Here is a 14,632-nt window from a genome sequence, read left to right on the forward strand (position 1 = left end):
AGTTTTTTATTCATACAGGTTGGCACTGTACCCACTCGTGCTTAGCCATTTACAACGCTATGTCTCCAAACAGGTATATGGTTGCATCTGTTAATAATTTCTTAACATTGGATAGCCTGACCTACACACCAAATTGTCATAACTTTGCGACGTTTTTAAAATCTCACCCAATTTCAAAAAATGGCTAAGACTAAAAAGGGTAAAAAAGTATCTGTTTCTACCCAGCCTTATAAGTTCAGAAAGCGCTTTAGCTTACTGGATGTACTTTTCCAGAAAGAGAAGAAGTTCCTTTACTTTATTGCCTTCTCTTTCATTGTAGCCGGTATCGTTTATCCGTACGCTTCCATTGCGATGTGGGTAGGCTTCCTGTTCGCCGCTTACTCGGCTATCGCTAACGACAGTATCCAGACCATCGGTACCTTCATCGTTTCCAACGAAAAGCGGGCTTGGTACTGGCAGTGGCTCTTCATGGGTTTGATATTCCTAGGGACCGTTTTTTACAGCTGGTATATGTTCGACGGTGACGTAACCTATCAGCGTCTCTCATCGAAAGGATTTGACCAGACACCGGATAACTTTGTGTTCCTGCAACTGGCCGCACCGATCATCCTCTTGCTTCTCACCCGCTTCCGTATACCTGTCTCGACCACGTTCATGCTCCTAAGCGTGTTTACGGTAAGCTCAGGTGCCATTGTGGGCATGATCAACAAGAGTTTGTTGGGCTATGTGGCTGCTTTTGGCACGGCACTTATCCTATACCTTATCCTTTCGAAAGTGATCAAGCGCTTTGTAAAGGGCGAGGCACACGGCTTCTGGACCGTTGCGCAGTGGCTTGTCTCAGGTTTCCTGTGGCACACATGGCTGGCGCAAGATTTGGCGAACGTAGCCGTATACCTGCCACGTTCCCTTAACATCTGGGAGTTTGTCGCTTTCGCCGGTTTCATTTTCTTAGGTATGGGCTTCCTTTTCTTTAAGAAAGGTGAGAAAATACAGGAGATCATCAATGAGAAATCAGATGTGCGTGACGTGCGCAGCGCCACTATCATTGACTTGATATACGCCATCATCCTTTACTTCTTCAAAGAGCTTAACAACATGCCAATGAGTACCACTTGGGTGTTCATCGGTTTGCTGGCAGGTCGTGAGTTAGGTATGCGTATCAGAGCGCAGGAAGGCAGCGCCAAACTTGCCAAGACTTTCGGCCTGATTGGCAAGGACATCCTGTCTGTAACCATCGGTCTTGTTATCTCGGTTATCATGGCCATCGCCATCAACCCGGTTATTCAGGAAGAGATCATTAACTTCTTCTTTAACTAAGGTTATACTTTTGTTCTAATATTGAAAATGCCCGGCGTTTGTCGGGCATTTTTGTTTTATACCCGTCATAGCTGTGTATAGTGTTTCATAAAATCAGCTTGGAGGCTCTTATAATGGCATTCCTGTTCCTTTTTTCCACAGCAGTAATTGTTTGCTGTTTCCTCCTTTCATTGGTATAGAGCCAACATGATTTCTTATTAATCCTCTCCTTCCTCAGAAAGATCAACTTGACTTTATCGCTATATGCTATCGCCTGATGAAATAAAAAATCCCGGCTCCTTTGCAGAAACCGGGACTTGTGTAGCAGTGTTATTCACTTACTTCTCTGGCCAAACAACCTCTAAGTTGTCGTTGATGAAAACACCGAAGTTTACGGCGATGAGCTGGTCTTCATCGAAGTACAGGTCGATCATTTCCTTCTCGTAGGAAATGCGGGTCTCGCCCGTCTCCATTTCTTCTTCCTCTATGTCTTCGTAGCCGTGGTCAGCGAAAAGCCGTTTCAGTTGTTCTTGGCTCATCTCAAAAATACGCTCTTCCCAGAGTTTCACTTCGCGGTTGGCCGTTTCAATGCAGCTCAGTTTGTAATCATCTTCTTTGTCGAAGTATAGGGAGTAGCCTTCTTCCCAGTAGTTCCAAGCCTGATGCTCAAATTCATCTTCTTCATCAGACTCTTCAATCTCCTCAGGCTCGCCTAGTAGTTCCTCTACTTCTTCCATTGTAAGGCCAAACTTGATCTTTCCAAGCCCTTTGCCTAACCTGATTTCTTTGTTAACCATGTTGTTCTCTAGTTTTATCTTGTTTGCAAAGATATGTGATTTACTAATTTCGTCATTAAAAGGTTAATGCAGATCCTTCCTTTTCAATTTTTTCAGGACTCATACTTGTCCCTGAATTCCTTCATCAACAGCTGATATTCCTCGTTCTCTTTTGCCTCCTCCCACTTTGCTTTGAATATCCGTGCTGACTCCGCTTTCACAGGATCCGGGTCCAATGGTAACTGATCCCGCCCATGGGCACCGCTCTGCCCTTTCTTATCGTCCGGCACAGGTCCCTTGTATTTCTGCCCGGTGCGGTGGTTGGCATAACGGCGGGAGCGCGTATAGCCCATCTGCAAAAACTTGCGTGCCATGTCAGCGCCTACAAAGTCGTTCTGCCGCACGTAGTCCAGAAACAGCCCGTAGATATGCTCCGACGACTCGCGTGCGATCTCGGGCGTTTTAAAGCGCCAGTGCGGCAGGATCTCCGACTTATACGGTTCTACCAGTAAAACGCCCTGCTCCCCTTTCCCGATACGGTATAGCTCCGGATTTTTTCTGAAATCGGTATTATTGAAGTCCAGTTCGTAATTAAAAGTTTTCCTTTTCGGCTGTTTCACTAGTATACCCTGTCGTCTTTATTTGGTTATCCTGATACAAGTTTGGGTACTGCTCCGGATAAATGATGATAAAACTGTTGTCTTTGTAGTTACGTGATAGTACGCGCGGCACTGTATCCAGCGTGCCGTTGTAGGACACCGTGGATTTGCGCGCTGACACTACCACCACCATGTCATCTTTGCTTATGCCCGTCTGGTTTTTCTCAAATTCGGCCATGGTAGGACGTGGCATGTATGTAGCGTCTATGGCAGGCTTGCTATTCTTCACAACTGCCTTAAGCCTATTCAGTGTTCTTCTGCCAGTCATGAACACAACTTTGGCCCCCAATTGTGTTGCCAATAATCGGATCGCTCTCATCCACCTTAAAAAGCCTCTCTCGAGCTCGGCGTTCGCCGGTACGATTACCACTAATCGATTTGTGGTATTCAGTGGCTGCATGATTTTGCATACCAGTATCATCTGCTCTGTGTTGTTGAGCAGGTTATCAAGTATAGTACCGAATATCCTGTCTCTGGTAGTGATTTTGGCATTCCATCCTAAAACCACCTCTGTGATCATGAGTTCCTTGATAGCGCGGAGTATACCGCTTGCCACGTTGATATCTATTTTTGATACAAGCTGTACGTCATGGTCTGTTGCTGATGCGTGTTTGATCGCTTCCTGCAGCATTTTGTTCTTCTTGTATATCTCCTCCTCTGCGTGCTCATCGTCTATCACGACCGCCAACGGATATATCGGTTCATGGTACTGTGGGTTTTTTAGCATGATGGCCAGATCCACCAAGCTCTCGAGTGTTTTCGGATTGCCGATTGGCACCATAATGCGATCTGGCTTATCGCTCAGATTCGGCTGTTTCCGGCTTTCAATAATCGCTAGTATCCGTGCCGCTTTTTCTGTAATAAAAGAACTACCCAGCGAGGTGGCCAAGATAAGAACCACAGTCAGGTTGAGAGCCGTTTCCCCTATTATCTCTAACTCATACCCAACCAGTATCACTGCAAGTGTAGCCGCGGCTCTCGCCGTACTGAGCCCAAACATCAGATTTCGCTGTGTGATGGTATAGCCATATAACTTTTGGGTAATGTAGGCCGGAACCCATTTGGTAACCAGCGCCAGTACAATGATGACGATGGCCATTAAGATGATCTCTACACCCTCGAACAATACTGTCACATCCACTAGCATTCCCACGCTAATCAGAAAAAACGGAACAAAGATATTGTTGCCTACAAACTCCAGTCGGTTCATCAAAGCTGATGTATGGGGAATGAGTTGGTTTAGCGCTAAACCCGCTAGAAAGGCTCCTAAGATAGCCTCCACACCTGCCAACTCTGCTAGAAACGCAGCTGCAAATACAAGCGTGAGCACAAAGATGAACTGTGCGCCTTTCTCACTCTCTATTTGCTTAAAGAACCATTTTGCTAGGATGGGAAACACAAATACCACTATGGCTACGAAAACGGAAAGCGATACCATCAGCTTTATCCAGTAACCTACTCCGATATTACCTTGGGCTACACCTGCCACCACCGCCAGCACCAGAAGCACGGCAGTATCCGTAATAATAGTTCCTCCTATCGTTACAGTCACTGCCTCATTTTTTGTTAGTCCGAGTTTACTCACAATCGGATAGGCCAGCAAGGTATGGGAAGCAAACATGCAGGAGAGCAGCACTGCTGAGTTTATCTGGTAATCGTACCCATAGAAGAAGAGTATTGTGCCTGATATCATCGGTATTAGAAATGTGAGGGCCCCGTAGACTATGCTTCTTACTTTTGTCTTCTTGAAGCCTATCATATCCATTTCTAACCCCGCCAGAAACATGATATATAGGATGCCTACCGTTCCAAACAGAATCATGCTGGCGTCCCGCTGTAACAGGTTAAAACCGTTCGGTCCTACAATCACTCCTGCCAGTATCATACCCACTATGCCCGGTATCTTCAGCCTGTTCAATAAAATTGGTGCCACTAATATGATCAGGAGCACCAGCGTGAATATCAGAACCGGATCCTCAAAGGGAGGAACCAGTTTTAAAAGTAGTGTCATATTTTCGTGTTTGTGTATATTCTTTTTGCTGTATAAATATAAGATTTAATTTTTTAGGCTTCTTTCCGCTCTGTCTTCTTCCTCCTTATTCTCTCCCTAATTTTTCCTTTTCCGGCCCTAGTTTTCCATCTTTCCACATCTTACCTGACCTTATTAATTTTAATTAGATAAATTCTTTAAATAAATCTTCTTTCATCATTAAGGCTGTTTAAAAGTTGATAACTGTGGAACATCTCGACTTGTCAACTCTTATATTTTGTATACTTTCTCTCTTCACTTCTTTTCCCACAATTATTTTTTACACTGTTTTATGGCTATCAGTGTTTTAAGTCTCTTTTCCACTTTTACCCATTCTATGTGTGTATCTTTTTTCACATTGCGCATGCTCCGTGGAAAAGCTTTTTTTCATGGGGTACTTGTGCACCCCTTTCCACTTTTTTGGTGTTCCATGGGGTCTTTATGCGTAGTGTGGAACATCCACATTTTGAGTTATCAGATTTAACCCACCTTTGTCCACACTTATACCCACCAAATATGTGGATTTCTAAACATGTTTTTTGAAATCATCATTCAGCTTAATTTTTCTTCTGTACTGCTCCTAATTTAAGTTAGTACGGGAGAACCTTTTTATTATTTGCGGCTTCCTACTTTTGTTTACTCGTGTTTTTCACGCACTATGGTTCAGTGTCTGTGTAGTCAACTAAAGCTACAGGCGTAAGCTAATGTTGAATGGATGCTGGCTTTGAATACGAAGCTTTCTTGTGTTCATGATTTGTGTATGCGCTAAGGAGGACTTATCTTATTATAATAAATTTGATGTGCCACCATGTTATTCCAACTGGCATACCTTCCATACTTAATTGATGTCTTTACAACTATGATTTCGTGTCTGAGAGTATCAGTTCTACTAGTTCTGTGTAACAGTTCATGGGCCACATTTTAGGTCATGCTCCCTGTATACTTAGTTAAGGTTTCTTTCGCTATACGATCTACTACGCTTATTCAGGATTTCTCTGCTGTTGACGAACTCGGGGCTTAACAGCTTTCTTTTAGCTTTGAGCTATTTTGCTTCGGTGATATCCACGCATTTTTGGTTAGACATTCTATAGTTATGGGCATAAAAAAAGGAGCTTCAGCAGCTCCTTTTTTGTTAAAACTCGATGTTCTCTTCCATTTCCCAGTTGGCCCTTATTTCTAAGGGTTTACTATGTATGTATACCTGCTCAGGTTCTTTTAGGAGTTCCGGGTCTCCTCCATCCCACTTACCATTATTGTTGGCATCTAAAATTACACGAATGTAGTAGGTACCGGGTTCTATGTTTCTAAAATCATAGGCTTTTATATTGCGTGCCTCCCGCTTTATCCTGAACTGACTGTCAACCAACTGTACGATGTAGTGTTGCTGCTGCGTCTTAACTGCGCCTCTCACATTGCCGGCTCCTTTCGCTTCGGCCACCGTCACCTGCATGGCAGGGAAGCTGAGTTTTTCGCCTTGCACAGGGGCAATTCCTACGCTATCGAGCATAATGGTAGCCTGACGGTTATTGCTTGTCCAGCGCGGCATCACGAATATCAATTCTGTGCCTGTCTGGTCGAGTATTACCTGATTAGGATAAGTTAAACGGGCCACTTCTATGGAGTCAATAAGTAGCCTAACAGGTTCTTTTGAATTTATCCTGATAGGTGTTTCCAATTCTATTACCACCCGTTGGCCTTCATTAACTGTGCCGCCGGCTGTTCCATTTGCTTTTAGTTGGGCTCCTCTTACTTGTTGGGCTCTTTTGCCTTCAAAGGCTATCTGAACAGTATCCACTGCGCGGTTAGCAGCTGAGTCAAGTGCCGTTAAGATTGCCATGCCTCCTGTAAACCTGTTGTCACCGAATAGATCGACTATCTTACCGTCTGCTGATATTTTATGAATTAGGGTATCTTTAAGTGACTCTACCGGTCTCGCTAAGAAGCTTTCTACCCCTTCATTGTAATTGGCTATAAAGCGATCGGTATACCTTTCGCGACGTTGCAGGATTGGTTTCTTCGTATCTATTCTGACAGTTTGCAGCACTACCTCCTGTGGCTTGCTTGTTACCTGTATAGGTTCTGACCTGTAGGCTATGCGCTCATCTTCGCTATCGTAAAGTGAGTTATCGTTTTTATCAGTTAATGCGAAGATCCTATACTCTCCGTCTTTTAGGTTTTCGAAGTTAAACTCTCCGCTAGCATCCGTCTGCGTCTGGTAGTATGGTCGGCTTTTCCGGATACTCAGTGTGTCATTGGTTGGGTACAGCGCTACTACTGCTTCATTTTCTGGGCTCTGGTTTAACAGCTGCACCACACTCCCGCCTATCCGGCTTGAATCTATGAAGCTGCCTGTGCTAAATGTAAGCAACAGCCCTTCTGCAGTGTTTTTTTCAGTTATATCTTGGATGCCTTTTCTGAAGTTGAAGGTATAAGTAGTGTTCTGCTCAAACGGCTGATCGAATATTAACTCTAAGGTAGTGCGACTTGACTTTACGCGGTACTCGTTATCTGTGAAGGGCGTGATGAGAAGCTCCTTGTTTAAATTGTTTGGCTGGACTTCTTCGTCAAAAGTAAGTGTGATTGTATTGGTGCTTACATTCAATTCCCGTGGTTTTGGATTACTACTCAACAGTTGCGGCGCCTCCTCGTCCTTAGGGCCTCCTTCTGGATTGTTTATACTCGCACAGGCTGTAAGTGCCGCGATGGCTGCAGTGGTCAATACGCTGTTGAAAAATTTCATCTAATCTTCGTTTAAATGAAAAACAGGCAAACTTTCGCTTGCCTTGTTCTTATTTATTAACACTCTGGGAATGCTCGCTTATTTCTTTTTCGCAACAAATATAAGACTCGAATAGTCATTGCCGTTTTTCTCTGCATAGCTATTCGACTTATACCCGTTTACCACACTACTGATCATTTTTGTCTTCCCCTCTTTCTGCTTTTCGCTCAGCATGCTTACATAGTAGGCATCAAATTTCATTGGTAACACTTCCTCTAGCATCATCTTGTGCTTTTTAAGTAAGCGCTTCATTGTGGGCTGCGTGAAATGGTAAAGGTGGCGCGGCACATCATAGGCTGCCCAATTTGCTTTGTACTGTTGTGCATCATGTGAATCAGCATTGGGCACGGCTATGATTAATGTGCCGTCGTCCTGCAAAAGGTTGATCAACTCCACCATCGTTTCATTTAGCGTATGGATGTGCTCCAGCACATGCCATAAGGTAATAACCTCAAACTTCTCCCCCGCTATTTCACTTAAATCTTTTGCTATCAACTCACCCGTCAAGGTAGAGGCTTCCTCGCGGGCGCGTGCATTAGGTTCCACACCTCTTACCTCCCAGCCGTCATTCTTGCAGGCACCTAGAAAAACACCGGTTCCACAGCCATAGTCAAGTATAGCGCCTTTGGCTGGAGCATATCTGTTTATAAGCTCTACCTTTTGCTTCGTTGTAATGGAGCGTACCACATGATAGGCTCTGTTGATAATGCCTGTCTTAATGTTGCTGTGCGATATGTATTCCTCGGATTCGTAGTACTTATCAATACTATCGACGTCCGGTCGCGGGTTCGTGAATTTGAACGAACAGTTCTCGCATTCCACAATTACAAAGCTCTCTTTTGAGACAGCGTTGTCGGTTACTACCAAGAAGTTTTTAAAGTCTTCTTTGCCGCATATCGGGCATTGCTCCAGTCTTTCGTAGCTCATCTATTTGCCAAGGTATACCATAAGTACCGAAATGTCAGCCGGCGACACACCGCTTATGCGTGATGCCTGTCCGATTGTTTCGGGCTGTACACGCAATAGTTTCTCGCGTGCTTCAGCCGATAAGGCCGGTATATTACGGTAGTCGATTTTTTCTTTAATGTTATAGTTCTCGAGTTCGCCCATCTTAGCAGCCATCGTGTGCTCTTTCACGATGTAGCTCTCATACTTTACAGCTATCTCAGCTTGCTCTACGCTATCGGCCTTGAACTTACTCAGGTATTCTTTCACGGCAGGAACAGCTTCAGCAATATGCTGAATTTCAATATTCGGTCGTTTGATCAACTGACCGGCGCGCTGCTTTTCTACAATTGGAGCCGATCCCATCTGCTCCAGCATGCTGTTGATATCTCCCGGCTCGATCGGCTTATTATTTAAGTAAGCGATGATTTCTGCTGTTTCTGATATCTTCTTATCCACAGCTTTCAGACGGTTTTCATCGGCCAATCCGAGTTCATATCCTAGCCTTGTTAATCTGATATCGGCGTTATCCTGACGCAGAAGTATACGGTGTTCTGCTCTTGATGTGAACATACGGTATGGCTCTTCTGTCCCCTTATTCACTAAGTCATCGATGAGCACGCCAATGTATGCTTCGGATCTCTTCAGTATAAACGGTGCTTTCTCGTTTATCTTGTTGTGTGCATTTATACCTGCCATCAGACCTTGGCAAGCCGCTTCCTCATACCCTGTTGTACCGTTTATCTGACCCGCAAAGTATAGGTTCTCCACCAATTTGGTTTCGAGTGTCAGATTAAGCTGGGTAGGTGGGAAAAAGTCATACTCGATGGCATAGCCCGGTCGGAACATTTTGGCGTTCTCAAAACCTACAATCTTGCGAAGCGCTTTTAATTGCACGTCCTCCGGCAGTGAGCTTGAGAAACCATTCACGTATACCTCTACTGTATTCCATCCTTCCGGTTCCACAAAAATCTGGTGACGGTCACGATCGGCGAAACGGTTGATCTTGTCTTCTATGGATGGGCAGTAGCGTGGACCTAATCCCTGTATGCGTCCTTGAAACATCGGCGATTTCTCAAAGCCTGTTTTCAAGATCTCATGTACATCTGAATTGGTATAGGTAATGTAACAGCTTCGCTGCTGAGCCAATGGTGTAGTTTCGGTATAAGAGAACTTAGATGGGTTTTCATCTCCGAACTGCTCTTCCATTCTAGAATAGTCAAGTGAGCGTCCGTCTACGCGTGGAGGTGTTCCTGTCTTCATGCGACCCGCCTCAAAGCCAAGTTCGATCAACTGTTCTGTCAGGCCTTTCGCTGATTTCTCTGCTGACCTGCCACCTCCCATCTGCTTTTCGCCGATGTGGATAATACCATTCAAAAAGGTGCCATTGGTTAAAACAACAGCCTTTCCACGTATAGTTATCCCCAAGCTGGTACGTACGCCAACAGCTCTTCCATCCTTCACTTCTATACCTGTTATCATTTCCTGCCAGAAGTCCACGTTCGCCGTTTGCTCTAGCGTCAGGCGCCAAGTTTCGGCAAAACGCATGCGGTCACTTTGTGCTCTCGGGCTCCACATGGCAGGTCCTTTCGATTTGTTGAGCATGCGGAATTGGATCATCGTCTCATCGGTGATGATACCGCTCATACCACCAAGTGCATCGACCTCTCGCACGATTTGTCCTTTTGCCACGCCACCCATTGCCGGGTTGCATGACATCTGGGCGATGGTGTTCATGTTCATGGTTGCCAACAGGACTTTGGATCCCATTTTGGCAGCTGCGGCAGCGGCTTCACAACCGGCATGACCCGCGCCTACAACTATGATATCGTATTCTGGAAACATGTAATTCAGGATTTAGAGATGTTTCACGTGAAACATTAAAGGGAGGTTGGTAATTCCCTTATGCGATTAAAATTTCCGCAAAGATAAGGAAGAATCTTCGAGTTTGCGCATAGTGACCTCCTGCTCAGGGGTCTTATCTTTAAAACCGAGTAAATGGAGTACGCCGTGGATTAGGACGCGGTGAAGTTCGTCTTCGAAAGAGGTATGGTGTGTGGCAGCATTGTCGCGCACACGATCTACGCTTATAAAAATATCACCTTCGATAGTGCCCTTTATGTCGGCATTGTCGAAGGTGATAATATCAGTGAGTGTATCGTGGTCTAGATACTCCAAATTGATCTGGTGCAAGTAGTCATCGGAACAGAAGATATAAGTCAGACTTACAAGTTCTTGTTCGTGTTGTTCAATAATAGCTGCAATCCAGTCGGAGATCTGCTCTGGGTTATCCAGCGAGAAATCAATGTCCTCGCTGAAGAACTCAATTTGATGATCCATTCTGTAATGATTCGATGTTGAATATTAGCTGCACCTTTTTGCCGTTATCCAAAAAGTTAACCTCATCACATAAGTTGCGCATCAAAAAGATACCGCGACCGCCCGGGTTTTCAAGGTTCTCGGGTGCTGTAGGATCAGGAAGCGTGTCATAATCGAAGCCGGGACCTTCGTCCTCAATTTCAAAAAGCAGCTGGTTATTCTCTACCTGAAGCGTAAGGTATACTAGTTTTTCTTTATCGAATTTATTGCCATGTCGAATGGCATTGTTTACAGACTCCGTAACGGCTACCATGATGTTGCCATATACATCGTCTTCAAACTCGAATTCTTCCTTTGAATTGTCTATGAAGCTTTCTATTACTCGGATGTTCTCGATTAAGGAAGGAATCTGAATTTTAACCTGATTCATATTACTTGTTAGTGTAGCTATAAGGTGCGTATTAGTTACTCATATTCTGGAAGTACTCGCTGACCTTCTGTTTATAATAAGGCGACAGTGCCGGTGGTACGGTCTGCAGTAATTCCGTTTGTTTTTCTTTTGTTCTTAAATATTTCTCAAATGATGGGGGGACCTGTCGGGCAACATCCTGAGCGCTCTTTGCCTCACGTTTGTTATCCAATTCCCGCTCCTTCATTGACTTCTCAGTTTCCAACAGGCGGGTCAGTATTTCGCGCTGTCGCATGATGGTCTGCTCAGTCAAACGTTTATTAACGAGATCAGTCTCGCTTTGTTCCATCATCTTGCTGATATTTCCCAACTCGCCGTTACCGCCTTTTTCGCTAGGTTTCTGGCCTTGTTTCTCCAGTTCCTTCAGGGCGTTCCGCAAAGCCTCCTGCTCCGCAGCTAATTTAGCTAATTCTTCAGACAGTGCCTTACCTGATTTGCCACCTTTTTTCAATTCTTCAATTTTTTTGTTCAAGGCGTCCTGCATCTGTCCAAAATCGCCCGGCTGTGGCTTGCTTCCCTTCTGTTTGCTGGCCATACTGCCCTGCATTTGCTGCATCGCCTGCTGCATCTGCTTAAGGGCATCGTTGAGCATAAGCGCCAGATTGTTCATGGAGGTCATGGCCAGTTGCTGCTGACCGGTGGCACGGCCCACGTTGCGATCGCGCAGTTCTTTCATGCTGTTGTCCATGCTCTGATTCATTTGGGCTACTTCGCGCGTGACAAAAGACTCTAACTGGAACACTTTTTTTGCAAGAGCAAACAAACTATCCTCAATTACTTTGGCATTATCGCGGAGGGATAGCTGTTGCTGAGACAAGGAGATAAAGCGTGGATCGCTCTGGCTGACTCCTCTGAAGGATTTCATGAGCTCTTCCTGATCAAAGGAAAGTTTGATAAGATTCTCCAGTATGTCGCGCAGGCCGTCAAGGTTTTGCTGCATACCGTCCATACTCATGCTGCTTTGCATCTGCTCCATTTGTTGAGCCATCTGCTTCATCTTCTCCCCTGCCTTCTGCTGTGACTCGCTTGCTTTTTTGTTCTGGTTCTTTTCGAGCTGCTGCTGGCCTTGCTCCATGTCCTGCTCTATTTGCTCCTGCTCTTGCTGCATTTGCTCTTCATCCATCTGGTTCGGATGCTGCATCTTATCGTTCAGGTCCTTTAAGTCTTTTAGGTCCTGCTTTAAGTTCTCGAAGTCCTGCTTAATACTTTCTTGCTCTTGCTGCAATTGTTTGTTGTCCTCTTTCTTCTGTGCGGTCTTTTCAGCTAGCTCTTCTTGGTCTTTGGCCATTTCCTCTAGCTTGTTGGTGATGTTATCGAGCTTCTGTTCGAACTGCAGTTGCTTAAAGAGCTCCAAAGCCCGTTCCAATTCCCGCTCTAGGTTTCGTTCTCGGTTATCAAGTTTGCTCAAAAGCTTTTGCAGTTCGTCATCCTTTGGCCTTTGCTCCTGCAGTAGCTTCTCTAGCTCTTCGTAAAGTTTTTTCGTCTCCTCATCCAGCAGACTTTCCATGAGTTTCTGCAGCTCCTGTGCTTTTTCGGCCAGTTGCTTATCCTGCTCGCTCAGCATGTTCTGCTTCTTATTAAGCTCGTCAAAGAGTTCTTTCATGGAGGAGATGTCCTGCTCTAGCTGTTTGCGTTTCTCGGTGAGTTCCTCCAGCTGCTTTTTGTCTTGCCAGTTCATGTCTCGCTTCGTTTTCATCTTCTCTTCAGAGCGGGCCAGCTCTTCTTTCAGCTTGGTGCTCTTTTCCAAAGATTTGCTTAGATGGCTCTCTACGGATTGCGCATTGCTGACCAACTCCTTCTCTAAGTCGCGCTTGCTTGGTACCTTTAGCTCATAAGTGCGGGAACGGGCGCTCTTAGGGCCCTGCAGTCCGTCATTGTCCCATACCTGCACAAAGTACTCCAGTTTGTCACCGGGGTTGAGTTGTAAGCCGGCTGTATTCCACTGATGATAATAGGTCTGGTTAAGCTGTTGCTTGTTCAGACCAAGAGCAACGCTTTTATATTTTGACTGCGGATTCTTGTCGTTCGTAATCTTATAGTTGAGGACTAATCGGGTAAGGCCATAGTCATCTGCTACCTCTCCCGCCAACACAACAAAGCGGTACAGGGCTGAGTCGTGGTATTGCTCCAGCGTAATCTGGGGATTACGGTCAGGTATAGCCGTAATTTGGTAGTTGATCTTATCCTTGTTTGTGCTGTGCGCATTGCGCAGGTCAACACCATAAGTCAGACTTTCTTTAATCTCTTTGCTGGCCTTAAATTCGGAACCTTCTTGTTTGGCTTCCAGCAACTGATCCTGATTTTCAAAGTTAAGCTCTATACGCTCCGTCTCAGTGGCATCAAATTTCCACGTAATCGTGCTGCCTGCGGGTACGGTAGCATTGCCTGTGTTCTGGATAAGGTCGGGCTTACGTTTTAGGTAAGCAGGATAGGCCACTTCCATGTAGAAGTTCTTCAGGTTAGGACGTGACAACAAACGCAGAGTATAGTCATCAGACATGAAGCCAGAGCCCTCCAACTGAAATTCTACCGGTTTTTGAAGTTGCTTAAAGGTATAGGCATAGCCATTGTTGCCATCCTTTTGGAGGCGCTGTCGCCTGCCGTTATAGTGAATGTATACCTCATTGGGTATGGCATTTCCCTCCAAATGTACCTTTAGCTGAAAGTCTTCTCCCCTGTAGGTCTGTAAGGACTCATTCTCGACTACAAAACGGAAAGGAGCCAGCGGGGTATAGTGTTTCTTGTAATTAATGATGCGCTCCGTACCCTGTACAAAGATGGTGGGGTAAATCACCGCGATAAGAAGCAAGATGATAGCCGGAAGGGCAATGTATTTCAGAAGGGGTTTGTTCTCTCGGTAAGTGACAGCCTCCTCAAAAGGATAATTTACCAATTGGCTGGAGCGCTGCGCTATACTGGCGGCAATCAATTCGTTGGTGCGGTCAAAATATTTTAACTGAATGGCATTCAGCAACTTGTCTTTTATTTCAGGGTAATGCTGCCCTACCCTTAATGCAGCTTGTTCGTCAGAGAGAAGCTTGCGCAGGTTGGCAAGAGCAGACAAAGGCATGATGATCCAACGGACTAAGGCATAGATCACTAAAGCAACAAAAGAGAAAAGAAAGAAGGCGCGTACAAATGCCGGGAAATAGAAAATGTACTCCAGAAGGCTGTAGACAATATAGATGGACATGAGCAAGCCGACCGCGAAAATGCTCCCTCTCAACAAAAGGTTGAGATAGAACTTCTTCTTGAAGGCCTGCAGCTGTTTCAATAGCTGATCCAACGCATCATGCTGACTCATATGCCTACTGGTTTACTGTTACTGGTTCATGCCTGCAGTGAAGGATTAACCCTTGT

At 45.1% G+C, this 14,632-nt stretch carries 10 protein-coding genes; 1 reads left to right on the plus strand and 9 read right to left on the minus strand.

What is annotated here, in order from left to right:
• Positions 1 to 180 precede the first annotated feature (180 nt).
• Positions 181 to 1,317, plus strand: a complete 1,137-nt coding sequence (locus Q1A04_RS12600) for a hypothetical protein (protein WP_299706279.1) — start codon at positions 181 to 183, stop codon at positions 1,315 to 1,317.
• A 317-nt stretch (positions 1,318 to 1,634) separates the two neighbouring features.
• On the opposite strand, the gene Q1A04_RS12605 is transcribed toward Q1A04_RS12600, so the two are convergent.
• From Q1A04_RS12605 to Q1A04_RS12645, 9 genes are all read right to left on the minus strand, one after another.
• Complete coding sequence (locus tag Q1A04_RS12605) at positions 1,635 to 2,093, minus strand: hypothetical protein (RefSeq protein ID WP_299706282.1); 459 nt, start codon at positions 2,091 to 2,093, stop codon at positions 1,635 to 1,637.
• Between the two features lie 92 nt (positions 2,094 to 2,185).
• Positions 2,186 to 2,692, minus strand: coding sequence for a DUF4385 domain-containing protein (locus tag Q1A04_RS12610; protein ID WP_299706285.1), 507 nt, complete (start codon positions 2,690 to 2,692; stop codon positions 2,186 to 2,188).
• Entirely contained in the window at positions 2,664 to 4,742 is a 2,079-nt protein-coding gene (locus tag Q1A04_RS12615) for a cation:proton antiporter (RefSeq protein ID WP_299706287.1), read from the minus strand. Before Q1A04_RS12615 ends, Q1A04_RS12610 begins: the two co-directional genes overlap by 29 nt.
• Before the next feature lie 1,150 nt (positions 4,743 to 5,892).
• Positions 5,893 to 7,500 (minus strand): Ig-like domain-containing protein, encoded by a 1,608-nt coding sequence (locus Q1A04_RS12620; protein WP_299706289.1) that lies wholly within the window; start codon positions 7,498 to 7,500, stop codon positions 5,893 to 5,895.
• Between the two features lie 78 nt (positions 7,501 to 7,578).
• Positions 7,579 to 8,466: a class I SAM-dependent methyltransferase gene (locus Q1A04_RS12625; RefSeq protein WP_299706291.1), complete on the minus strand. Its 888-nt coding sequence runs from the start codon at positions 8,464 to 8,466 to the stop codon at positions 7,579 to 7,581.
• Positions 8,467 to 10,329, minus strand: coding sequence for a tRNA uridine-5-carboxymethylaminomethyl(34) synthesis enzyme MnmG (mnmG, locus tag Q1A04_RS12630; RefSeq protein ID WP_299706294.1), 1,863 nt, complete (start codon positions 10,327 to 10,329; stop codon positions 8,467 to 8,469). It abuts the gene before it with no gap.
• 66 nt (positions 10,330 to 10,395) lie between these two features.
• Positions 10,396 to 10,824 (minus strand): rRNA maturation RNase YbeY, encoded by a 429-nt coding sequence (gene ybeY / locus Q1A04_RS12635; RefSeq protein ID WP_299706297.1) that lies wholly within the window; start codon positions 10,822 to 10,824, stop codon positions 10,396 to 10,398.
• Positions 10,808 to 11,233, minus strand: coding sequence for an ATP-binding protein (locus Q1A04_RS12640; protein WP_299706300.1), 426 nt, complete (start codon positions 11,231 to 11,233; stop codon positions 10,808 to 10,810). Before Q1A04_RS12640 ends, ybeY begins: the two co-directional genes overlap by 17 nt.
• Before the next feature lie 31 nt (positions 11,234 to 11,264).
• Positions 11,265 to 14,576, minus strand: a complete 3,312-nt coding sequence (locus tag Q1A04_RS12645) for a DUF4175 family protein (RefSeq protein WP_299706303.1) — start codon at positions 14,574 to 14,576, stop codon at positions 11,265 to 11,267.
• Positions 14,577 to 14,632: the final 56 nt, after the last annotated feature.

Origin of the sequence: uncultured Pontibacter sp. (genome assembly GCF_947499215.1) — a bacterium.
Lineage (GTDB): Bacteria > Bacteroidota > Bacteroidia > Cytophagales > Hymenobacteraceae > Pontibacter.